Consider the following 21,937-nt stretch of genomic DNA (forward strand, 5'->3'; position numbering starts at 1 on the left):
CTGCTGTCCTGAGCCACCGCAACACCGTCACGCTCACCCTGGCAGCCCGGCTACTCGGCCGAGACCGCAACACCCTCAGCTACCACGCCCACCGGACCCGGCCTCTGCTGGGCTTCGCGGCCCCCGACCTCGCCGCAATCCTCGCCCAGCCCCGCCGCCGGACCCACCCGCCCCGCTCGATCGAGGCACTCCAGAACGAGATCACCGCCTACGAAACCAACATCAAATCGGGCAGTAGTTAGTTGACGGATCCTCACCAGTTTGTCTCCCCCGCGAAAAGCTTGGCCGCCTTACGCAGGATGTCCCGCTCTTGCTCCAGCTCCCGGATCCGGGCCTTGAGCTGCTTGTTCTCCTCTTCCAGCACGTCGTCCGAGGGTACGTGCCCGGACGGCGCCGGCCGACCGGCAGCGGCGCCACCGGCCCCGCCTTGCGCGCCCTCACCCCGAGCCTGCGCCGCTCGCACCCACACCCGCAGCGTCTCGCGGCTGACCCCCAGATCCCTCGCGATCGACGTGATCGTCCGATCCGGCTTGGACAGCACCAGCGCCACCGCGTCGGCCTTGAACTCGGGCGGGTAGTTCTTCATCACCATCAGGGACATCTCTTCCCCTGGACCTCAAGATCCAGTCTCCAAGGTGTCCACGTTCAAGGGGGAACGCCCGGCGACGAGCCCAACCACTACCCAGGCCAGATCCCAGTCGCGGACGTCATCCGACGCCTGTTCAGCTGGGAACCTGCCGAAGGCTCGATCGAGACCACCTATCTGACCGACGAGGGCGTCACCCGCCTTACAGACCCCACTCGGAAGGCGATCATTCGCCCTGACACGGGAGAGATCCTCGGCGTCTTCAAACAGGGCTTCCGGATTCACGAATACAAGCGCTGGCTCCTGGAGCACATCGAGACGATTCTGGACGACGAACTGTTCATCGGCTCGGCCGGCCTGCTCAAAGGCGGCGCGGTGGCATGGGTCCAGGTGGAGGTGCCCGAGTCCTGCACCACTCCTGAGGGTGTCACCTTCCGACCCTTCCTGTCAGCCGCCACCTCACTGGACGGTTCGCTGTCCTCCACCTACCAGACCGGCGCCCAGCTGATCAGATGCGACAACACCCTGTCCGCTGCGCTGGCCGAAGGCGGAGCCAAGCGGCTGAAGATCAAGCACTCCCGAAACTCCCTCGGCCGGATCGCGGAAGTCCGGGACGCGCTGGGCATCATCCATCAAGTCGCCGACGACTTCGCCAGTGAGGTCAGGCGCCTGTGCCAGGTCGAGGTCTCTGGGGTGCAGTGGGGCACCTTCCTTGATCGGCACATCCCGTTGCCTTCAGACTCCGGGCGCAGCCGCACCATGGCCGAGACTAAGCGGGACGCGCTGAACCGCCTCTGGAGTCACGACGAGCGGGTGACCCCCTGGCGCGGTACAGCGTTCGGCGTCGTCCAGGCCGTCAACACCTTCGCCCATCACGAGCAGATCGTGAGAGGCGCCGTCCGCGCCGAACGCAACATGCTCCGCATGGTCACCGGCGGCGTGGACGAGCTCGACCTGGCCACCCTCCAGACGCTGGAGAAGGTGCTCGATCGCTCCGTCCTGGGCAGGGCCGCCTGACGCGTTAGAGGTGCGGTCACCGTGTGACCGCACCTCGTCCCTTCATGGCAGGATCTGAGGGACCGCGAGGTTCGGAGGGCGACATGAACGACGAGACGGCCGCGTTGCTCTTCGACGTGGTCGAACGGCTCGAAAAGAGCATCATCGCTCGTGAGGGTCCTGCGATCGTGGCTCTTCGTGGGGAGCGCCTGCTCGTGCTCAGCGACTACGACTACCTTCGTGATGAGCAGTCGGCTGCAGCGTTTGAGAGGCGGGCCGCTGCCAAGGGTCAGGAGATCGCGGCGACGCGATGGATTCTCGCCGTTCCTCAGGTGTGGGTGATCACGCCTGACCGGGTGTTCAGCCGTGCGGTGTCGAATCATCCGCTCCGCGAAGGGGAGCAGGAAGCGATCACCTGGATGAGCTTTGATCAGAGCGACGGAGTGGAGTATGGGCGTGTTCCGTACACACGCCGCCCCAGCGGGGAACCGGTGTTTGACGAGCCGGAGATGTTCACGGTCGGGGTTCGTCCCGCTGAGCACATGCCGGGCTACACGTTGCTCCAAGCCCTCTTTCTGGACGACTAGCCTCAAGCCCGAAGAACCTTGCCCCGTACGGGCAGAGCTTTTCGTAGGTTTCGCTGTCCTTGCTCTGGGCGATGATGAACCTTCCGCAAAGCGCTTCAGGAGCGAGAGACGGGTGACCCCAGAAAGACATCCCAGGAGCTTTGATGTCAAGCAACGAGCGATTCGGTCTGATGTGGGCAAGTGGTTGCTCCGTTGTAGAGGGTGCCGGTCTTGAGGCGGCCGTGCAGGATGCCGACGAGGCGGTTGGCGACTTGGCGTGGGGCGGTGTTGTAGTTGGTGTCGCGGGCGCGTTGCTTGTCGTAGCAGGCGCGGGCGCCGGGCGAGACGCGGACTGCGGTGGCGGCCTACGTTGGACGCTGATGCGGATCAAGAAGCTGATCGGCCGTCTGTTCCACATCGGCTACACCGTGCCCGGGGTATGGCTGCTGCTGCGGCGTAACGGCTGGTCGGCTCAGCGGCCGATGCGGCGGGCGATCGAGCGCGACGAAGCCGCGATCGAGGTGTGGAAGAAGGAGGTCTGGCCACAGGTGGAAGATCCGCGGCGGCCACAGGCGCCTGGATCTGCTTCGAAGACGAAGCAGGCCAAGGGCTGAGGCCGCCTCGCGCTCGTACCTGGGGCCGGCGCGGACAGACCCCCGTCGTGCACGTTCGAGGCGGCGGCACCGGTCATGTCTCCATCGCCGGGATGGTCTGCTACAAGCTCGGCGAGCGCTCCCGGCTGATCTACCGGTTACACCTGTTCCGCGGCCGCAAGGACGAGTCCAAATCCTTCGCCTGGACCGACTATCGTGACCTGATCATCGCCGCACACCGGCAGCTCGATGCCCCGATCGTGCTGGTGTGGGACAACCTGGGCCGGCACCTGGTGCCGGGAATGAAGGCCTTCGCCGCCGAGCACGCCGAATGGCTGACGATCTTCCAACTCCCCTCCTACGCACCTGATCTCAACCCCGCCGAAGGCATCTGGTCGCTGCTCAAGCGCGGCGTCCTGGCCAACCTCGTCCTCGCCGGCCTGCCCCCACTTGTCCGGATCGTCAAGCGCGGCCTGAAGAAGATCCAGTACCGGCCACACCTCATCGACGGATGCCTCGCCCGGGACCGGTCTGACCTTGACCTCCACCAACACGAACCCACTCGGCTTCACGAATTAAAGATCAGCAGCTTCCAGCAGCCAGCAGGATGATCCAGGGCGACCCCATCCAGGTAATATGTCGGCACCCTTGCCCTTCCTCTCTCCGCGAACGCGAAGCAATGCTCACATGGACCGAGGCGACCAGCGCGGCATAGTATTCGTGATCATGCTTTCACGCTCGGAGCGCCGCTCAGCCACCCCTGACGTCAGCGGCCAGGCGCTTGCGCCCAATCCGTATGAGGTGCTTGCGTGGACCACCAGACAGCACCGGCCTCATAGAAGTACGTACTTTCGACTCAATTCCGTGTATGGCCGACGCGTCAGGTTACGGCAGAGGACAGATCAGCTCCACTCGCTTCTCCTCGCCTGCTCTCACAGAAACACTAACTGGCGGGCAATCAATATTGCCGTAATGCAGAATGAGGCCGTATTCGCCCGCGGGTACGCGGATGTCGAAAGTCGCTTGCTTCGTCAATGCAATGCGATTATAGACTTTTCCTACACTGGTTATTTTTAATGTTGCAGACGACGGCTTCCGCTTTTTTCCAGGGGAAGGACCCCCCGTCACGTAGACTACCCCTGAAATTCTAGCATCACCGTCATTTTGCTGACCTACTGTTGAACATCCGAAAAGGCCCATCGAGGCAAGCAGCACTACAATTGAAGCCTTTATGAACTTAAGCATTGATTAGGCGATCCGTCCGATAAAGAAAGACTATTGGGTGGGTAATCTTGGATTACCCACCCGCTATGTAGTCTCAGCCAAGTGTTTTAACTTGACCGAGTTTCGAAAGTTCGAGCTTCTTTTCGCCCGACAGATGCAACGTTAGCATTTCTCCCGTGGTGCCATCAAACACCACCGTTAGAGAATTTCCCCGCGGGGCACTTGCGCCTGGGGGTATCGGGAGCTGCTCACCCTGGAATTCACCTTCCAGCTGCATGACCGTGACAGACCGCTCATCATCAGGAGCGACGATGTCGAGAGCGCTTAGAGCGGCTTTGTTGGTAGTATCGACCGATTGGATTTGAGCACTTGCAGTTGCGGTTGCGCCCGGCGCCTGGAGCAGCGCAGAGATGCGTTTTACCTCTTCCTCAGGGGGTGCAATCTTAGCCTTCGGATAGGCTTCGATGGTGGTTGCGACACTTGGTGCTATGTTGCAGCGAGCACGCATGTCGTTGGGCTTGGAGACCCAGATGGAGTAGCAAGGGCTGCCGTTGGAATTATCCCCAGGTGCTGGGTATCCGGAACTGGCCCACCCGTTAGCCCAATTACCCGTAGCCTGATATTTGAATCGAAGATTGCCGCCCGTCATGCTGGTGAGGACGTTGTTGGCCGTAATTTCGGTGCCTACGTTCAGGTGATTAGTTCCTTTTGGCGCAGATCCATACCCAGTGACCAGGGAGCCGTCTCGGTAGAGGTTCCAGGTGCCGTCGAACGGCTCGTCGGCTTTGAGTACATGTTTCGTGTTTGATTCGGCAGCAGCCCCATGACATTGGAGGACAAAGTCATCGGGGACTACTGACCGCTGGATCGCGCTGAACCATGACATATTGGTGTTACACCACAGACCGTGGATGGCGCCGAATTCGAGCCACAGGAGATCGTTCGGACGTCCAGTCGGTGGATCAAATAAGACCCACATCTCGGATGTGCCGAAGTCGTCAACGGCATTGCTGGGCTGAAGCTTGTATGTACCGAGTTCTACCTCCGCGCCGCCGACATTGCCGTGAGGCCAACTGATCTGGCCGTAGCAATGATTGACGTCGTTACATGTTGCCTGTGGGCTTACAGGCTCTGTTTCGGCGGTTGCCGAAGGAGTGGCGGTGGACAGAAGTGCGGTGGCTAATACCAACGCCATAAGGGCGGATTTTGGCATTGAAACACGTAACATGCATACTCCGATCCCGATTCGACTCGCCCAAACATATGCCGCTTGTCCTTGTTGATCAAGCCTTGACTTTCCTTAGAAACTATGCTGCAATCCTCATTTGATTGGCTACTTTCCGTTATGTTAAGGGAGCTGTTAGTTCACCGTTGCCGAATTCACAGGCGAGCCCTACGTCGGTTATTGGGCGCGAAGCGTCAGGCTGATCAGGCAGTCATATGGCAGCACCGGAATCCGCGCCTTAACAGTTACGACTAGAGGGTGTCTGAAAAAGGTCAGGCGAGTCATGCTAAAGGGTGTCGAGGGCGTGAGCTTGGAGGCGTGCGACCTGACTTGGCTCAATTTAGTGCGTACCTTCATCGCGGTGGATCCGTGTGAGTGCGTCGCGGAGGTCGTCGGGTAAGGGGTCCGCGGCGGTGAGGATGTGGTCCCCGGCTCGAATGCGGATCGTGCGGTGGCGGCGGGCGGTGCGGACGAACTTCTTGATGGACCATCGGGTCCGGGCTTCGATCCAGCGGCCGACGGCCAAGGCGGCGAACACGATTGTCAGGTGGGCGTCGATGGACTCGCGTTTGTGGTGGTAGATCGGCCGCGGTTTCCGATCATGCTTGCTCATTCGGAACGACTTTTCGATCTCGAAGAGCCGGTGGTAGGCGTCGATGACGAACTCGGCGGTGACGTTGTCGAGGTTGGTGATGTAGCCCTTCAGTCCGGCCAGCGCCTTGGCCTTGTCCACCAAGTTCTGATTGAGGCTCTTGGTTGCGCCGGTGAATTTGATGAACCGATTGCGTTTGACGGGCGCCGATCCGTCGATGGCATGTTCGGCCTTGGCGACCTGCTCGGCGATGCCGTGCAAGGTGCGGCGGGCCCGGTCAGCCCAGTACTGGTAGTAGACCATCTGATGGCGGCGGGGCCGGGAGGGGCCGGCGGGCCAGGGCTGGATGAAGATGTGCCCGTCGGGAAGCGGGATGTCGGGGTGGGCGCGCTGCCACTGTTTGACCACATAGGGCAGGTCGGGGATCCTCATGCCGAGGATGAACGACAGTCCGGCCTGCTCGATGGCATGTTTGTTCGCCTCGGAGATCATCCCGGCGTCGGCGACGATCGTCACGTCCGGTAATCGGTGGGCCTTCATGAACGCCTCGATCACCAGCAGCATGGTGTGGGTCTCGGCCTTGTTGCCCTCGAAGCCCTGCACCATGGGCGGGAACCCAGACGCGTCGGTGAGCAGCCCGATGGCGATCTGCGGCTCTAGGCGGCGTTCCTTGGAGAAGCCCGGCTCGCGGAACCCGTCGCCCGTGTTGGTCTCGAAGTACAGGGCGGACACGTCGTAGAGGACCAGGCTGGCCGGACCGAGGCGGGCGTGCGCCGCGCACGCTGCGGCCAGTCGCTCGCTCCATTTCTTGTCCGCATACCTGGGCAGATGCCGCTTGACGGTGGCGTAGGAGACTGGGGCGATGCCCGCCTCGCCGAACACGCGCAGGCTGTCGTGTTTGCTGGTCGGCTCCATAACCCACGCGAGCACCAGTTGCCGAAACACCTCATCACCGCCTGTCGCGGCGTCGAATCCGGGCGCGGTAGGCCCGGTCGAGGTCGTCCCACAGGTGCTCCATCCGCGAGCCGACGATTTCCAGCGGCCCACCCGACACCGACCCACTGCTGTTGAGCTCGAGGTCCAGCTCTTGCTGCCCGGCGACCAGTCGCTGCCGCGCCACCGCTTTGAGCGCTTCCGGTTCGGCGTCGTCGTGCGCCGATCCGATGTGCTCGATGTCCCGCGCTCCGCGCCGGGAGGAGTACACGATCTGCACCGCGCGAGCACCCGAGGCGGTCTTCACCGTCCGCACGGACGGAGACACGGCCGACAGCGTAGGCAAAGGATCCGGTTTAGTGCGCACTTTTCGCCGGATCTGGCAGCGAACCTCCAGGTCAACGTCACGCGCTCAATCGTGATCAAGAAACGTGAGCCAAGCCAGGGCCCACCCCAACCGCATCGGGGACATTACGGGCAAACCGCGGCGCCACTCACACAACACAGCCCGCCGACGAATCGAGGTTAGACCGAGTGTGAGACGCCAGGTACGACAACGTGAATCTGTGGACGCTCCAGAACTCCGCCCAAGCGCGCCGCTTCTACGCCAAGAATGGCTTCACCGAGACCGGCAGGACCCATGACTACGACTTCGACGACAGTCCCCCGCTGGCCCTGGTTGAGTTGGAGCGAGCCGTGCCTGGCTACTGAAACGCTCGATCGGTAACTTCGTCGTGGCTGACCTCCACGGCCTGGTCCGCGACCCTATGAATTCAGGAGGTGTATCCGTCAATCAAGAAGGCCAGACAATTCGGCCATAAGGGCGGGTGATACTTTACCTCTGAGAAAGCGGTTGTCCATGCCACACCCCTTGCTCCAGACGGTTACGCCGGCGGGAGGCCCTTGAGGATACCGGAATACAAGACGTATGGCCGGTGCTGCTCCAGTAGGGCAAGTACCATCGTCCTTTTCTGCTGGCCGAGAGTCAACCTTGGCTGATATATGTTTCGCGGTGTCTTCGCCGTATGTCTTCTCTTGCGGCGCCGTGGCACTGAGCTTGCAAACGGTAAGCCCTATCGAGCCCTTGGGGACCATGTGCTCCTCCTGCCCGATCCTTCCGCGCCCCGGTTCGCACTGGTCTGCCGGGCTGAGGGATGGCCAGCGCCTCGTATCGTAGGCCGTGCTCACCGCGTCTCCGACATAGGACATCGTGCGGAATGCGCCGTTCGTGGTCACCACGCACTGGTTGTCGTCATATGCGGTTCCGATCCATGACACACTGCCATTGGTGTAGCGCAAGCGGATAAGATAGCTGCGCGGTATGGACCCGATCAGAGTGCAGGCTCGCCAGGAAGGTAGAGCAGCAACGGGAAGATGATTGAGATCCGTCACCATCGTGGTGAGTCCATCGGTCAGCCGTTGTGGTGCGGCCGCTCGAGATCCCCCCGCATCGTAGGCGCAGATGTCCGCTTCTAGAGGGGCGCCCGGCACCAGGTGTTCGCGGGTTCCCGATCCTACGGATGGCACCCAGTCCCCTGCCGACTTCCCCGCCCAACTATTCGGGCATTCTGACAGGGTCGATGCTGGCTGCGGGCCAGGTGCGGCGCATGCTGAGGCAGTGAGCAATCCTAGAGCGCTCGCCGTCGCGGCGATGGCCTTTCTCATGGTCCTTGGACGCATGGTGTCCTTGGTCGGTTGCTGGAAGGGATCACGGTCCTGCCTGGTCGTGCGTGGAGAGGCGACAGGCGTCCGAGGCGGGGGCTCGGACGCCCAACTCTTTGCGGCCTGCATGTTCAGCTTGTCACGGATATACGGGAGTGATCGTTTCGAATCCCGATGCTTGGTTCATCCGTCCCCAGTCCATGAGGTACATGGAGTCGATGCAGCCGTCGGCATCGGTGTCAACCTTAGCGTTCGCTATCCCTCGCGCCGATATGGTGCGATCGCTATTGTAATTGAAGACCGCGCCGCCGCTGTCTCCGCTGTCTATGGTGTTCCCCGGAGAGCAACTCTTTTTTGCGAGTGTCAAGTCCGTGGTGGTCACGGTCGTGTTATCGAAGTCTTTCCAGTTCAAGAAGCGGGCTCGCCACTCGGTCACCGTGTAGTTGCAGGTCGTCCCGGTTCGGGCTCCCGAAGCGCAGAGAGAAGTGCCGACCGGTGCATTCCCGTAGTTCGTCACCGCGCGAAGGCTTGCTGACGTCGAACCTCCGTCCCATACGTATGGGCGAATCGTGGCTCGGATCAGCATCACATCCTGGGATTTGTTGCCGACGGCTGCCGTGCCGATCGTTTCGCCGGTCGTGTCTTTCATGACATCACCGACCATGCCGCAGTGCCTGGCTGTCAAGAGGTATGTCGTGCCGGCCGAGTTCTTGACACCGTAGGCCGCTGAGCACGTGTGCGTCTCCGAGGAGTTGTCCACACATGGGGCTCCTGTGATGGTGCGCGAGCTGTTTCGGTAGCCGACTCCTCCCTGCCAAGGGCTCGCGTCGTTGCACCGACTGGCCATCTCGGCCGGCGGTGACTCTTTGAACTGCACTGGGACTCCCACGTCAGGTGTGCGGAGTCCGCTGATCCGCGATCCTGGTGCGGTGAGCACTTGCACCCCGGACCCGGTGGCGGAGACCAGTACGGTGTGCGCCGGTCCGCCCGCTGGCTGTCCTACCGCGGCTCCAATTCTGTCTGCCGCAGCATTAAGCTGCTTTTCAGAATAGGCGGCGTTCCGGATCTCTACCGGTGCGATTGCGCGGGCCTGCTTAATTGTCGGCTGAAAGCTGGCTGGGATGTCGCCGCTCCACCATAGGATGACTTTACTGTCGGCTAGTTGTAGTCCGGTGAAACCGTCCGGATCCTGCTCGAATGCGCCGAACTGTATAACGTCGGCCGCCTTAAGCAGGGACGCTTGTTCAAGCATGACCTTTGAGGCGGCCAATGCCTCCCCTGTTAAGGGGCCATTGATCGGAGTGGAGGGTCCGTTCGATTTTGCTTGTTCTGCGGATGTCGAGTTTGCGGGGGCGGGTTCGGCGCTGGCAGGATAAGTCAGAAGTCCAGCACAGAGAGTCACGGCTGTGGCCAGTAGGAGACCTTTTGCGTGCACGAAACGTAAGTGCACCGTCACACTACCTCCAGTTGATTCACATCGATATAGCGGGACGGAGAGGCTTCTCGACGCTGTTGCAAGTTCGGCCGCACTTGATACCACCTCTACCGTCCTGTCAATGTTTCAGTCATGATCGACTGTGTCAACCCTTGACTTTCTATCTCGACATACCACAGGTTGAATTCGTAGGGTCGGTCATGTGTTCTAGGGGTCTTCGATTATCAGGCCGGTCTGGGCGAGACAGCCGTTGAGCAGGTGGGGCCGGTCCAAGGAACCCCAGGCGCTCGCGTGGCCTAGAGACCGGCAGGCGCGAGTTCTCGGTTCCCCAGGCGTGAAATGAGGCTGACGCTTCAGGTGGAGGAGGAGCCCCAAGGCATGGGGAAGGAGAAAGAGATGAACGGCGTCACTTCGCCATCTCAGCGGCGCTACTCGCCGGCAGAGGATTGCGGAAGGGCCTGCGCACGTGGCACCGGCCCTTCCGCCGACCTGCTCATACCGATTGGTCAAAAGGCGAGAGCGGTCGCTTGTAGCGTACGCCGAGGTCACCCGGGGCGTACTGCGCCTGCGTATTCGGCTTCCCGTGTGGCAGTCCATCGCCCCACTTGCACCTTGCTACCTGTCTGCGGTGCGTGCACGTAACGCTTGCCGTCGATGTTCAGTACCACGTGATGGATGGTCGACGGGTTCTTCGGGTCGGTGGCGAAGAACACAAGGTCTCCGGGCCTGAGCTGGGAGCGGGAGATGCGGGTCCCCGCCCGCCATTGCGCCGAGGTGTCTCCGCCGATCCTTATCCCCGCCTTGGCCCAGGCATACTCGGCCAGACCTGAGCAGTCGAAGCCCTTGGTCCCGGCACCCCGGCCGATGCCGAAGCTTGCCCCGTTCGAGCCGCCACCACCCCAGGAGTACGGCACGCCGATCATCTTGAGCGCGGCCTTGAGAGCGACCCCACCGCGTCCCGACTTTCGGATGGCCTCAAGGGTGGCCGAATCCAGTACTCGGCCGATCTTCCGGGACAACTCGTCACAGACGCTCCCCGCCACCGTCTCGACGATCTTGTCCGCGAGCTTGGAGCGATCGCCTTTGTTCTTCAAGTACTTCTGTGCGCTGCGTAGTCGGCCGGCGCTGAGAGCCATATCGATATCGGCCACGAAGGTGGCCCGGGAAACCCCGACCGACGTCGCCAGTTCCAGGCTGCCACGCACCGCCCGAGCGTCTGCGGCGGAAAGTTCCACAGTGTCGCGGGCCTTCTGGGACGTCCTCGACTTAGCCCAGCCGAGTTCGGCGACGATGCGCTCCGCGCGAGCCTGATGCTTGGCGTAAGCACTCGGGAAAACTGAACGTTGGATAGCTTGCGCTACGACGGCTAGGGGCTTCTCGCTCCAGTTCCGGATCTTGATCAGCCGGGAGAAGAAAGCCCGGGCGGCATAGCGCGGATTGGAGACCTGAGCGCGCGTACCCCAGCCGCTGTCTGGATGCTGCTGGAAGATACCGAAAGCTCGGCCGCGATCGCCTACCGTCCCGCTTCTCAGCGACGACTCCTGCAGGGCGGTGGCTACCGCGATGACAGCGGCGCGTCTGGGGAGCCCCAGCTTCTTGGCTGCGTTGATGATGACCCGGGCGTTGGCTGCCTGCTCGGAGGTCAGTTCACGACTTCCGGAAGCAGACGTGTGGCTTCTCGCTGAGGTAGAGGAGTCCGGCCCGTTGCGGGTGTAGGCGCAGACAGCCGACGCGAGCTGCATCGGATCGGCCTGGGCTGTGGCGTATTGACCACCACTCGCCATTCCGGCGATGAGGGCGATACATGAGACCAGACCGCCTCCGGCGGCGATGGCTTTGACGAGCCCGAATTCGAGGATCATTCGTCCCCCTCTTCGGACGACTCGGGAGCGACCTGCGGCCCGAGCCCGGGCCAGTGCTTGGCCAGCTCAGCCAGCCGGAATCGCGGCCGTTCGAGGTCGGTGGGCAACCAGCGGGCGCCGGCGGGGCCGTCGTCCACCGTGCCGTTGACCGTGCCGGCGTGACCGGTGGCGACCGGCACGAACATGTTCCCGGGGTGGTGCTTGAGCTTCTTGCGGAGGTTGGTTTCCCGGCGCTCTCCCTGGACCCAGAACAGGACGGGCGTCACGATCCGGGTGGACTCGGTCAGCCTGGTGTAGCCGTCGAGCTTGTGTGCCACCCGGTCCAAGGGCTCGGTGCCGGTGTCGTATTCGAGGAAGAATTCGAGGCTGTGGCGCCCTTCGGTCCAGCGGGCGTATGCGTCGGGGCGGGCCATCGCTCCCCACTCGGCGGTGCAGCGCTGCTCGGTCCACCATGTGGTCAGCTCGGTTACCGGATGGCGGCGGGCGAAGCCGTACAGGCTGACGGCGATTCCGTTGGTGCCGACGGTGTGGGCGAGCCGCTGGCTGTAGACGATGCCAAGAACGCGGTCGCGGCGGTATCCGAAGTCGGCCATGTCGATGCCGCTCTCGGAGGCGAGCACGGCGGCGGCGGTTTCGCCGATCACGTAGTGGTACGGCGCTGTGCCCATGGTGGGCGGCAGGTTGGGGCGGAAGCGTTCCAGGATGCCCATGCGAGTAAGCGCCAGCAGCCGCTTGCGTGCGGCGTCGTCGGTGTCGAAGAACATCTCGCTGACCTGTGGGGCGGTCAGGACTCGGAAGTCGTGGATCAGGCGGATGAGCTGTCGATCGCGGTCTGTGAGACGGACCGCGAGTTCGCCCAGCATCCTGGGGCTGTAGCGGATCGGGGACATGGTGAGCTCCTTTCAGAAGGCGCGCCGGGCGTCCGGCTTGGGTGTGGGGGTGGCGGCGCGGCCATGTGCTTGTGCGGCGGCGGCCCGGATTCTCAGGGCGACGTCGCTGGAGGGTTCGGGGAGTTGCCTGGTGCGCAGCGTGAACGGTGGCGCCTCGGCCGAGCGCGCGACCAGGCGAGCCGCTGCTTGGAAGGCGTCGAAGTTGGCCAGGTCGTGCGCGGTCAGGAAGGGAGTGAAGTGGTGCTCGGTCTCGCGTGCGTCCTCGGGCGAGAGCGAGAAGTAGATCTTGTTCCGGGCGTCGGAGGAGACCGCTTGACGGAGCTGGCGCGGGAGCTGAGCCAGGTGCTGGTGCGCGAGGGTGATGGACAGGCGGTAGGCGCGGGCCTCGGCGAGCATGTCCGACAGCGCGTGGGGGAGTGTGAGGAAGTTGTGGCACTCGTCCACGTACAGCGCGGCTGGGCTGCGGGAGTGGCCCATCTTGGCCCGGCGGGAGGCTGCCTGCCAGACCTGCGCGAGCATCATGGACCCGAGCAGGCGGGCGGAGTCGTCTCCGAGCACGCCTTTGGGCAGCCGTACGAGGAGGATCCCGCCGTCGAGCACTTTGCCCATGTCGAATGTCGAGCTGGTTGATCCGAGCACGTCGCGGATGAAGGGCCGCAGGAGGAAGGCGCGCAGCTTGTTCATGATGGGTGCGGTGACGTTGGCCTGGGCCGCCTCGGACAAGGCTGAATACCAGCTCCAGAAGCCGCGCAGCAGCGGGTCACTGATGGTGGCGATCTGCTTCTGGCGGAAGGCCGGATCGGATAGGAGGGTGGGGATGTCGGCGAGGGTGCCGTCGTTGCGGGCCAGGGTGAGTGCGCAGCCGCGCAGGATGTCGTCGGTGCGTGGGCCCCAGTAGTCGGCGTAGATCTGGTGGAAGATGCCGACCAGGTTGTCCACGCCCATGGCCAGGTCGGGTCCGCCAAGGACGTTGAGGCAGGGCCGGGGGTGCCGATCGTCCGGATCGATCAGCACGACCTTCTCGGCTGCCTCCTCCGGTATCAGGCCGAGCAGATCTCGGACGAGATCGCCCTTGGCCTCGATGACCACCACCCCGCGGCCGGCCTGGACATCGGAGAGGATCATCTGGGCGAGAAGGGTGGACTTGCCGGTGCCGTTCGGGCCCATGACGTGGACGTGGTGGAAGGAGTCGGCGACTCGAAGGGCGACCGGCCGGTCGTGTCCTGCATCGGAGAAGCCGAGGACCTTGGCATGCGGCCCGCCATAGGCGATCTTCGGGGACGGTGGTACGGTGTTGGATCCCGCCCGTTGGAGTCCTGGTACTGCGACGTCCAGGGGTAGGTGGGCGATCGCGGCCAGTTCGGGCACGGACAGGAGGAAGCCGCGTCTTATCCGTCGAGTGGCGAGGCGACCGGCGGGGAAGAGCAGTCGTCGCCGTTCCAGGCGGTTGTGCCCGCTGAAGAGGGCGAAGGTTGAGGCGAGTGCGTGGGCACGCCCGCGGGTGGCGTTCTGCCGGATTTTGCGGGCGGCCTGTGGGTCCGTGGATGCGGGTGCTTCGGCCTGTACGGCGTAGCGGATAGCGACTTCGTATCGGGAGTGGTGGGCTTTGTCCCTGATGGCTCGGGCCTCCGCCGACTTCTCCAGCCAGGTGAGAGGATCAAGAGAGGTCTGACGCAGATGGCGCGGGCCGGGCACTACGAGGTCGAGCAGGGCTCTGAGCAGCCGGGCCATGGTGCCGCCGCAGGCGTGGGCGAGCCGGTTACCGGTGACCGGTCGGGCAAGTACCTGCACGCAGGCGTGCTGCCAGCCTGGCATCCCGACCGCCGCGCCGATGAGCGCTCGCAGTGGATCGGAGTGGTGATCGTGTCGGATCGGTAGCCGCTCGGTTCGGGCCAGGACCAGTTGCCCGCCGGCCGCGTAGCCGTCATGCGGTATGGGTGCCGCGACCTGCTGAATGGCGGTACGAGCAGAGGGCCAAGCCGCCTCGATCGCGTGCTCGACCAGATATTGCGGGATCGAGCCGGGCACCCACAGACGGATCCGCACGCCGCCCGCGCTAAAGGTGTACTCGAAGGCAAGGTGCGGCTGCCCGAACACGAACCGTTTCCAGGCGGGCCTGAGCAGCCCGACGAGGTTCCCCCAAAGTGCTTCTGCGCCTGGCATGTTGGCCACCGGAGGCGCGAGGATCTCCACACACCGCGCTCCCCGTACGAGGGCGCGGTGGCGAAGGCGTACGACGCAGGTGCGGAAGAGGATGCTGACTGCGTCGGCGCCGAACAGCATTGCGGCAAGTAGCCCAATATTGGCGGCGAGCCGGTTGAGCACCTGGTCCAGGGCGATGCCCGGCGCGTTGAGGAGATCCCAGATCATAGGTCGGCCTCCTCGTAGTCGAGTTCGGCCAGTTCCTGGGGCGAGGAGGTGACGAGGTCGTGTTCGCGAGGGCTGGAGATCACCTGGAGTGGGCATCTTTGGCCGCTCGCTCCGGCGGTGAGCAGGCCGACGCCCTTTCCGGCTGACAGGAGCAGCTGTCGTTCGCCGTCGGAGAGCCGGAACGCCTCGGTGACCTTGTCGATCGCCTGCGGTGCTTGGCGGAGCAGGATCTGGGTGGTGGAGTTGGCCACGATGGCCTGGCCTAGCTCTGAGCCGAGCAGGTCAGCGGCGTCTTGGGTCACGACGGACAGGCCCGCCCAGTGCTTGCGCGCAGATTTGGCCATGCGCAGCAGGAATTGCGCGCCTTCGGGGATCTTCATGAGCAGCCAGGCCTCGTCGACCACAACCAGGCGGGGGCACCGGTTGTAGGGGTCGGACACGCGACGCCAGATGGTGTCCAGAGTGAGGAGGGTGCCCACCGCCTTGAGCTCGTCGGGCAGGTCGCGGAGTGAGAAGACGATCAGGTGAGAGTCGGGGCGGGTGGTGGTGGGGCCGTCGAACAGTTGCCGGTGACTGCCGGTGACGTACGGGGCGAGCCCGGCGGCCAGTTCTTTGGCCTTGGGATCGGGGTCCTCGGACAGGTTCGTCACCAGATCGCGCAGCAGTGGTGGCCGGTTGTTCCAGGTGTGGGGGGAGTGGGTGATCCCTGCTTGCCGGTAGGTGGCGAGGATGGCGCGGTCAAGTGCCGCTTTGCCGGCGTTGCCGAGCGGGTCGCCGAGCATGACCGCAATCAGGGTGTGCAGGAACAGCGCACGCCGGGTGAGCGGGTCTTCGCCGCGCTGGTTCTTGGGCGGCAGGTCGAGCGGGTTGCGGCGGACCTTGGGTGCTCCGAGGTGCATGTACGCGCCGCCGACGGCGTGTGCCAGGCGGGCGTATTCGTCCTCAGGGTCGATGACGGCCACCTCGATGCCCGCATACAGCGAGCGCAGTGCTTCGAGCTTGGTCAGGTAGCTCTTGCCACTCCCGGAACGGGCCAGGGTGACGGAGTTGTGGTTGTCCTGGGCGAATCGGTCCCAGGCGACCAGGGAGGCGCTGGCGGTGTTGGCGCCGTAGAGCACGGCGGTAGGCCCGAGTTCGGTGGTCAGGTCGGGGCTGGTGAAGGGGAACGCCGCAGCCAGCGCGGGAGTGTCGAAGGTCCGCCGCATGGCGAGGTTGTCGTAGGCGAGAGGAAGTGAGGAGATCCAGCCCTGCAACTGGCGGAAGGTTACCTGCCGGGCATCCAGGAGCAGGGAGGCAGCCAGCGCCCGTACCTGGGCGCAGGCGTCCTCCAGCTCCGTTGTGGAGGTGGCATGGACGGTGAGGTAGATGGAGGCGCGAAAGAGTTTGGCCTGACCCCGGGCGATGCGGGAGGCGAGGTCTTGGGCGTCTTCGGCGGCGGCCTCGGCGCCCGGATCCAGCAGCCGGCCGTGCTCCTGGTCGGATCGCAGTCCAGACTCCAGCCGAGCCAGCTGCTTACGGAGGCGGTCCTCGGCCACGAGCGAGGGGACGGGTTCGATGTGCAAGGAGACGTCGAGGCGGCCGGGGTAGGTGAGCAGTGGCTCCAGCCAGCCGGGAGCAACCTCTCGTGGGTAGCCGGTGACGGCTAGCGTCGAGCACAGGCTGTCGCCGACGGTCAGGCGCCGGGCTTCGACTTCAACGGCTTGGGGGCCGTATCCGGATGGCGTGGTAGCAGTTCGGCGCATCCTCACCAGGAGCCTCCTGTCGTGACGACCTCGCCGGGCAGAGCGATGTCCTCGTCGGGCAAAGGAGGCGCTGAGGGGTCGAAGCAGGAGGCCAGCAGCGCGGCGACGGCACGGGCGTCCAGGAGTCGGGCGGTGAGCCCGCACGAGCCCAGCACGCGGGAGGCCTCATCCAGGCGGCGCAAGGCTCGTGCGGCGGCCGCATCACGAGTGGTCGCTTCAACTGCGGGTTCGCGGATGATCAGCAGGACCTGGCGGCGCAGCAGGTCATGTTGGGTGGACAGCTCGCCGAGGAAGGCGGCGTGTTCGAGCGCCGCGGATGCGAGGGCGGGATGTGGGAGCTGGCGGGCGTTGTCCTGTAGCGAGGCGATGGTCTCGCTCAGGTCGACGCGTTCGGCTCGGACGAGGATCTGCGCGGGGCCGGACAGCGAGTTGAGCCAGCGACCGAAGACCGCGGCCAGCGCGTCCTGTTCGTCCGGCGTACGTAGGGCGAAGCTAACGGTGGAGACCTCGGCAACGGCCGCGATACCGTCCGGCCCGAGGTCGATCAGGCCATCTCCGGCGACGCCGCGGGCCGGCAGCTTTAGCGGTGCCGGAGGGCGTTGCGAACTGGCCGCTATCCAGGTGGGTGGCATGGGAATGTCCTCCGGGGATGACACCAGGTGCTTGGGGGCGCGGTGATGCCGGATGGCTGCGAGCACGTAACGGTCGAGCGAGATGCCGTCGTGCCGGCCAACCGCGAGGAGGATGGCGGCGATGGCCACGGGCAAGGCCACGGCGGCGCAGGCTACGAGCGGCACATGGTCGCCAACGGCCATGTACGCGGCGTAGAGCGAGGCCCCGGTGCCACCGAGGATGAAATACCTGCCGAGCGGTGAAAGAGCCGATGATCTTGTCTGGTTGCTCCACGTCGGCGGGGATGCGTGCGACGGACTCGTACCAGCTCATTTACCGTCACCTCCTCGTGGCTTGCGCGGGCGACGGCGAGGTTGGCTGGGGGTACGGCGAGTACCTGGGTTCTCCGGCCAATCCACCTGGCCTGGGATCGGTGCGTCCGGCTGCACAACCGGGCGGACGGGACGCTGGCCCTTCGGCGGTTCGATCGCCTGCCGGGCGTCGGTGACTCCCCGGTTCCTGAGCGCCTGCAGCTGGGCGAGGCCCGCGGGGCAGTTGGCGTAGTAGGTCTCGCGCGGGTAGCCGTACACCGGCGTGCTTGGCTGCGCCGGCGGCTTGACGGTCGGCGCGGGCTTGTACCTGCCTGCGATCGCCGGTCCGGTCGGAGCATGCTTGATGGGCGCGGGCTCCCAATCGGCGGCTCGTACGGGACGGCGAGCGCCGACCGGAGCGTGCTTGATCGGGCCGGGCCCACCCCGGGCGGCAGAAGCGGCGGTGAAAGCCGTTGCCGCGGCACTGCCAGCTGGTCCGCCGACCGTGCCGGCAATGACCTTTGCCGTCAGCGCTCGAGTAGCCGCCTTGCCGCCGCGGCCCCTGCCTCCGCCGAGATGCACGGCGTTCAGCACAGGTGCGGTGAGCTTGGCCAGCACGGCGTACTTGACGATCCGCATGATCTTCGACTCGCCGCGTTGGGCGAAGATCCTTCGTGAGATCCAGGACGGGATCCGGACCAGAATGATCAGCAGGCAGAGAGCCAGAACCAGGTTGATCAGCTGTCCGGTAGGGGCGACGCCGATCAGGAACCTGCCGTCTTGGTTGAAGAAGATGCGTACCGCGAGGACGAGCGTGAGCGACTGCGCGACCTGGATGACCAGCAGACCGGTGAAAGCTCGCCACCAGAACCGGGCCGCGCCATCCGTATGGGGTAGCGCATGGCAGGCCAGCGCCATGGGCGCGGCCACCACCAGGAGCAGCACCAACGCAGACCGCATCACGAAGCTGATCAGCAACAGGATCAGCAGGACGATCGCGACGAGTTCGAGCAGGATGTAGAAGATCTGGCTATTGGTGGGCGGCAAGATGAGTAGCTTGATCTGCGTTGCGGCCCGCTTGGCATCGAAATCAGGCCCCAGGAGCGCGGCGGACAGGGCATTGGCCCCCACGATGAGCTTTCCGCAGATCAGGAAGCTCACATTGGCCGCCAGGACGGCCATCGCCAGGCGGGGCAGTACCTCCTTGACCGCGTAGCGAGTTTGAAGAGTTTGGTGGCCCATTGCGGTGATGGCGCCGACGGTGGCGAAGAGGAGGAAGGCGGCGTTCGCGATGGCGGCAGTGGTTTTCCACAGATCGAAGACCCGGCCGCTGCTCGCGACATCCGGGGTGGCCAGCAGCGTCACCGCGAGGACATCAAGGAGCGGCTTGATGGCCGATGCGGCAAGAGCGGCGAACCAGCCGTTGATCTGTTTGGTGATCCAGTCGCCGAACCCAAAGGTGATCGGTGGCGGCGAAGGCAGCAGGTCCAGGGCCGGCGCCGGGGTCGGATCCGCCCAGGCAATACCGGCGGCAATTCCGAGTGCCGCTGCGGCAATGGCGGCAACGACCAGGGCGCGAGCTGCTGCCGAGGTGGTGCGATGCGGCGTCCTCATGGTCACCCGCCGCCGACGATGCGCTTGAGCACGTTGACGAACAGCGGCGCCAGCACGGCCAGGCCGTAGCCCATCGCAGCAGCCTTGAGTGCCGCCTTGGCCTTCTGGACTTCGCCGGGATCGCCTCCTGCCACCAGATAGCGGAGGCCGCCGACCGTGAGCATGAGCGTTGCCAGCGCGGCAAGCAGCCCGATGAGCCAGTTCCGCAGGTTGCCGAAGACCACGTTGAGGCTGTCCGGCACAGCGGCGGGGCTCGGCGGCGGCTTGGACTCGGCCAGAACAGCGGCAGCGGTGGCGACAAGAACGATGGCAACTACTGCCGCCATCAGCGCGCCGCGGGAGAGGTGGCGCCAGCGGCATCGTCGTGCCAGGGAGGAGATCCGCGCGGAGCCGGTGGGGCTGCCCCAGCCTCCTTTCGGTGAGGTGTTGATGGGCTGCGGATCTGAGGTGATCCGGCTCCGCGCGGAGGTCTTGGGAACGTTCTCCACCTTTCTCGGGGTGGAGGACGTGATCGGTAGGGACAAAGCCGACTCGGCTTCTCCGGCCAGAGCGGCATTGCCCAGGACCGGCTCTTTGGAGCTGTGGCCTGAGAGGTGCTGGGCGATATTGGAGTGGGCGCGCTGCCGGGCTCGTTCACCGGCCCGGCTGGCGGCGATGCACAAGCGGGGCAGGATGTCGGGCCGGTTGAAGTCGATGTTCCTCACCGCTGCGAGGAAGGCGGCCAGGATCTCGCTCTCGATGCCCGCGGACTCTTGGGCGCCGAGGTAAAGGCAGAGCCGGCCAGCGATACGACGAAGAGCAGGTACGGCCACCCCGACCGCTCCCACCGCCCACTGTCGGTCGTCTCCTCGTGCCCGGATCACGAGCTCGCGCCAGATGACGTCGCGAGTGGCGTCGCACAGCGCGCGCGAGGTCAGGAGGTCTCGAAGCTCCATCAGCGGAATCTGGCGCGTGGGCAGCTTGTTGGAGAGCACCCGGCCATCCAGTGCCAGGCCGTCGGGAGCGCACGCGACGAGCTGAAAGATGCGCTCGACAGCATCGAGCGGTGAGCGGTCCGTGAGGGGCGTCTCGCGAAGGTTGGTACTCATCCGGTTGCTCCACTGCGAGAGGAATTTCGGTCTCGCATCCCGGTGTACGCATCACCTCTGGCAGGCCTCAGGCGGCCAAAATTGATGACCTTGAGCTGGAGTCAGGTACCTCGATCCGCCAGAGGTCGACTTTGGCCGGCCGCGGCCCAATAGAGCTGCGCCAGAGGGTTGCCAGAGGTCCTTGTTCACCTGTGGTTGCGCCCCGGTTGCGGTTCACCGCCTGCCTGGGCGCTGCGGATCTGAGGCCCGCCCCAACTGGCGATGACGACACGTATCAACGCCGCATCACCGATTTTTGGCACCGATGAACAGCCAGTTTCAGATGGCTGTAAAAGAGCGGAGCCGTGCCCGATTCCGGCCCTGCAGCTGCTGTCGCTGGGAGCCGGAGTACAGCCGCCGACGCTCCTGCTGCTCTCCATCTACGGAGATGTCTCGCGTTTCGAGGCGGCAATCTTCGCCGACGAGAGGTCGGCGGCGCGATGAGGCAGCCCTACTGGACCAACGGACGCTCCACCCTCTACCTCGGCGACGCCCGCGATGTGCTCGCCGAGCTGCCGGCCAGCTCCGTGGACTGCATCGTCACCAGCCCGCCCTACTACGGCCTTCGCGACTACGGCGTGGAGGGACAGTACGGTCAGGAGCCAACGCCGGCCACGTACGCGGAGACCCTCAGGGCGACCTTCGCCGAAGCGCGAAGAGTCCTCGCAGACGACGGGACGCTCTGGCTGAACATCGGCGACTGCTACGCCGCGAACTCAGACGGATGGGCGCGCGGCGTCGACTACAACCAGCACCAACCGATCATCCGTCCCCGCTCGCGGCTGGCGGTGCCGCCCAAGAACCTGCTCGGCATGCCATGGCGGGTGGCCTTCGCTCTACAGGAGGACGGCTGGATCTTGCGCAATGCCATCGTGTGGCACAAGCCGAACGCAATGCCGCAGTCGGTCTTGGACCGGGTCTCGACCCGCCACGAGATGATCTTCCTGCTGGTGAAGCAGCGCCGATACTGGTTCGATCTCGACGCAATCCGAGATCGGTACACAGGCGACCGTCCGTTGTCTCGCCGCGCCAGGGAAGGCGGCAACAAGCCCAACAGCATCGCAACGCCCTGGCCGCCAAAGGGCAAGTACCAGGGCGACGAGGACGCCTTCTGCGGCAAGAATCACGGCAACGCGATGCTGGCCACAGGCCGACGGCACGCCGCGGCAAACGAGCGCGGCAGGAATCCCGGGGATGTCTGGTCGATCTCCACCCGCCCGCTGAAGGCGGCACACTTCGCGGCCTTCCCCATCGACATCCCCCTCCGAGCCATTGCCGCCGGCTGCCGCCCCGGCGGCACCGTCCTCGATCCGTTTGCCGGTGCGGCAACCACTGCCCTTGCCGCGCGGCAGCTCGATCGACGATTCCTTGGCATCGAGATCAGCGAGGCCTTCTGCGATCTGGCCCGGGCACGCATCGTCGCTGCCGCAGCTGACCCTCGTGTGGAGGAACCGGAAGGTGACTGAAGGGCCACAAAGGGCCTGCTCAGGGCCTCCCGAATCCGATTCACTGCCGTACGCTGCAGGGCCCGGAAAGCAGAATAGCGAGATCCAGATGGTTGGCCCTGGCGACCCACCCTGCCTGACATCAGGGGCCG

16 protein-coding genes and 3 pseudogenes are annotated in these 21,937 nt (G+C 64.6%); 8 read left to right on the forward strand and 11 right to left on the reverse strand.

What is annotated here, in order from left to right:
* Nucleotides 1-242, forward strand: a pseudogene (locus LDL49_RS50540) (ISAzo13 family transposase); the annotation flags it as partial.
* A 26-nt stretch (nt 243-268) separates the two neighbouring features.
* On the opposite strand, the pseudogene LDL49_RS50545 reads toward LDL49_RS50540, so the two are convergent.
* Nucleotides 269-592, reverse strand: a pseudogene (locus tag LDL49_RS50545) (transposase); the annotation flags it as partial.
* Between LDL49_RS50545 and LDL49_RS50550 the strand changes: the two are divergent.
* The 4 genes from LDL49_RS50550 (at nt 524) to LDL49_RS50565 (ending at nt 3,352) form a co-directional block, all read left to right on the forward strand.
* Nucleotides 524-1,603, forward strand: coding sequence for a DUF932 domain-containing protein (locus LDL49_RS50550; RefSeq protein WP_225302156.1), 1,080 nt, complete (start codon nt 524-526; stop codon nt 1,601-1,603). The pseudogene LDL49_RS50545 and the gene LDL49_RS50550 sit on opposite strands and share 69 nt — an antisense overlap.
* Before the next feature lie 83 nt (nt 1,604-1,686).
* Nucleotides 1,687-2,169, forward strand: coding sequence for a hypothetical protein (locus LDL49_RS50555; protein WP_225302118.1), 483 nt, complete (start codon nt 1,687-1,689; stop codon nt 2,167-2,169).
* A gap of 143 nt (nt 2,170-2,312) precedes the next feature.
* Nucleotides 2,313-2,762: a helix-turn-helix domain-containing protein gene (locus LDL49_RS50560; protein WP_225302119.1), complete on the forward strand. Its 450-nt coding sequence runs from the start codon at nt 2,313-2,315 to the stop codon at nt 2,760-2,762.
* The gene (locus LDL49_RS50565) at nt 2,672-3,352 is read left to right on the forward strand and encodes a transposase (protein WP_225302120.1); all 681 of its coding nucleotides are present in this window, start codon (nt 2,672-2,674) and stop codon (nt 3,350-3,352) included. Before LDL49_RS50560 ends, LDL49_RS50565 begins: the two co-directional genes overlap by 91 nt.
* A gap of 707 nt (nt 3,353-4,059) precedes the next feature.
* Here the strand turns inward: LDL49_RS50565 and LDL49_RS50570 are convergent.
* Nucleotides 4,060-5,193 carry a hypothetical protein gene (locus LDL49_RS50570; RefSeq protein WP_225302121.1) on the reverse strand — a complete coding sequence of 378 codons (1,134 nt, stop codon included), beginning with the start codon at nt 5,191-5,193 and terminating at the stop codon, nt 4,060-4,062.
* A 337-nt stretch (nt 5,194-5,530) separates the two neighbouring features.
* A pseudogene (locus LDL49_RS50575) lies at nt 5,531-7,043 on the reverse strand (IS1634 family transposase).
* Between the two features lie 230 nt (nt 7,044-7,273).
* Between LDL49_RS50575 and LDL49_RS50580 the strand changes: the two are divergent.
* Nucleotides 7,274-7,426 (forward strand): N-acetyltransferase, encoded by a 153-nt coding sequence (locus LDL49_RS50580; RefSeq protein WP_225302122.1) that lies wholly within the window; start codon nt 7,274-7,276, stop codon nt 7,424-7,426.
* Between the two features lie 1,090 nt (nt 7,427-8,516).
* Here the strand turns inward: LDL49_RS50580 and LDL49_RS50585 are convergent.
* The 8 genes from LDL49_RS50585 to LDL49_RS58870 form a co-directional block, all read right to left on the reverse strand.
* Nucleotides 8,517-9,629 (reverse strand): chymotrypsin family serine protease, encoded by a 1,113-nt coding sequence (locus LDL49_RS50585; RefSeq protein WP_225302123.1) that lies wholly within the window; start codon nt 9,627-9,629, stop codon nt 8,517-8,519.
* A gap of 728 nt (nt 9,630-10,357) precedes the next feature.
* A complete protein-coding gene (locus LDL49_RS50590) occupies nt 10,358-11,674 on the reverse strand; it encodes a C40 family peptidase (protein WP_225302124.1) in 1,317 nt (438 codons plus the stop codon).
* Nucleotides 11,671-12,564, reverse strand: a complete 894-nt coding sequence (locus LDL49_RS50595) for a replication-relaxation family protein (RefSeq protein WP_225302125.1) — start codon at nt 12,562-12,564, stop codon at nt 11,671-11,673. The genes LDL49_RS50590 and LDL49_RS50595 overlap by 4 nt, the downstream gene beginning before the upstream one ends.
* A 12-nt stretch (nt 12,565-12,576) precedes the next feature.
* Nucleotides 12,577-14,934: a type IV secretory system conjugative DNA transfer family protein gene (locus tag LDL49_RS50600; RefSeq protein WP_225302126.1), complete on the reverse strand. Its 2,358-nt coding sequence runs from the start codon at nt 14,932-14,934 to the stop codon at nt 12,577-12,579.
* A complete protein-coding gene (locus LDL49_RS50605) occupies nt 14,931-16,676 on the reverse strand; it encodes a VirB4 family type IV secretion system protein (RefSeq protein ID WP_225302127.1) in 1,746 nt (581 codons plus the stop codon). The genes LDL49_RS50600 and LDL49_RS50605 overlap by 4 nt, the downstream gene beginning before the upstream one ends.
* A gap of 2 nt (nt 16,677-16,678) precedes the next feature.
* Nucleotides 16,679-17,530 carry a PrgI family protein gene (locus LDL49_RS50610; RefSeq protein WP_225302157.1) on the reverse strand — a complete coding sequence of 284 codons (852 nt, stop codon included), beginning with the start codon at nt 17,528-17,530 and terminating at the stop codon, nt 16,679-16,681.
* Nucleotides 17,531-17,617: 87 nt separating this feature from the next.
* Nucleotides 17,618-19,213, reverse strand: a complete 1,596-nt coding sequence (locus LDL49_RS50615; RefSeq protein ID WP_372470706.1) for a TrbL/VirB6 family protein — start codon at nt 19,211-19,213, stop codon at nt 17,618-17,620.
* A gap of 2 nt (nt 19,214-19,215) precedes the next feature.
* Nucleotides 19,216-20,187 (reverse strand): hypothetical protein, encoded by a 972-nt coding sequence (locus tag LDL49_RS58870; RefSeq protein WP_225302129.1) that lies wholly within the window; start codon nt 20,185-20,187, stop codon nt 19,216-19,218.
* A 375-nt stretch (nt 20,188-20,562) separates the two neighbouring features.
* Here LDL49_RS58870 and LDL49_RS50625 point away from each other — a divergent pair, with 375 nt between their 5' ends.
* A complete protein-coding gene (locus LDL49_RS50625) occupies nt 20,563-20,784 on the forward strand; it encodes a hypothetical protein (RefSeq protein ID WP_225302130.1) in 222 nt (73 codons plus the stop codon).
* The gene (locus LDL49_RS50630) at nt 20,781-21,806 is read left to right on the forward strand and encodes a DNA-methyltransferase (protein WP_225302131.1); all 1,026 of its coding nucleotides are present in this window, start codon (nt 20,781-20,783) and stop codon (nt 21,804-21,806) included. Before LDL49_RS50625 ends, LDL49_RS50630 begins: the two co-directional genes overlap by 4 nt.
* Nucleotides 21,807-21,937: the final 131 nt, after the last annotated feature.

The sequence above is a fragment of the Nonomuraea aurantiaca genome (assembly GCF_020215705.1).
Lineage (GTDB): Bacteria > Actinomycetota > Actinomycetes > Streptosporangiales > Streptosporangiaceae > Nonomuraea > Nonomuraea aurantiaca.

What these genes read in the sequence shown, in the direction of transcription:
- LDL49_RS50590 (WP_225302124.1), bottom strand. Translation starts at nt 11,674, where the DNA reads ATGATCCTCGAATTCGGGCTCGTCAAAGCCATCGCCGCCGGAGGCGGT.
- LDL49_RS50630 (WP_225302131.1), top strand. Translation starts at nt 20,781, where the DNA reads ATGAGGCAGCCCTACTGGACCAACGGACGCTCCACCCTCTACCTCGGC.
- LDL49_RS50625 (WP_225302130.1), top strand. Translation starts at nt 20,563, where the DNA reads ATGACGACACGTATCAACGCCGCATCACCGATTTTTGGCACCGATGAA.
- LDL49_RS50570 (WP_225302121.1), bottom strand. Translation starts at nt 5,193, where the DNA reads ATGTTACGTGTTTCAATGCCAAAATCCGCCCTTATGGCGTTGGTATTA.
- LDL49_RS50615 (WP_372470706.1), bottom strand. Translation starts at nt 19,213, where the DNA reads ATGAGGACGCCGCATCGCACCACCTCGGCAGCAGCTCGCGCCCTGGTC.
- LDL49_RS50585 (WP_225302123.1), bottom strand. Translation starts at nt 9,629, where the DNA reads ATGCTTGAACAAGCGTCCCTGCTTAAGGCGGCCGACGTTATACAGTTC.
- LDL49_RS50560 (WP_225302119.1), top strand. Translation starts at nt 2,313, where the DNA reads ATGTCAAGCAACGAGCGATTCGGTCTGATGTGGGCAAGTGGTTGCTCC.
- LDL49_RS50605 (WP_225302127.1), bottom strand. Translation starts at nt 16,676, where the DNA reads ATGCGCCGAACTGCTACCACGCCATCCGGATACGGCCCCCAAGCCGTT.
- LDL49_RS50555 (WP_225302118.1), top strand. Translation starts at nt 1,687, where the DNA reads ATGAACGACGAGACGGCCGCGTTGCTCTTCGACGTGGTCGAACGGCTC.
- LDL49_RS50600 (WP_225302126.1), bottom strand. Translation starts at nt 14,934, where the DNA reads ATGATCTGGGATCTCCTCAACGCGCCGGGCATCGCCCTGGACCAGGTG.
- LDL49_RS50595 (WP_225302125.1), bottom strand. Translation starts at nt 12,564, where the DNA reads ATGTCCCCGATCCGCTACAGCCCCAGGATGCTGGGCGAACTCGCGGTC.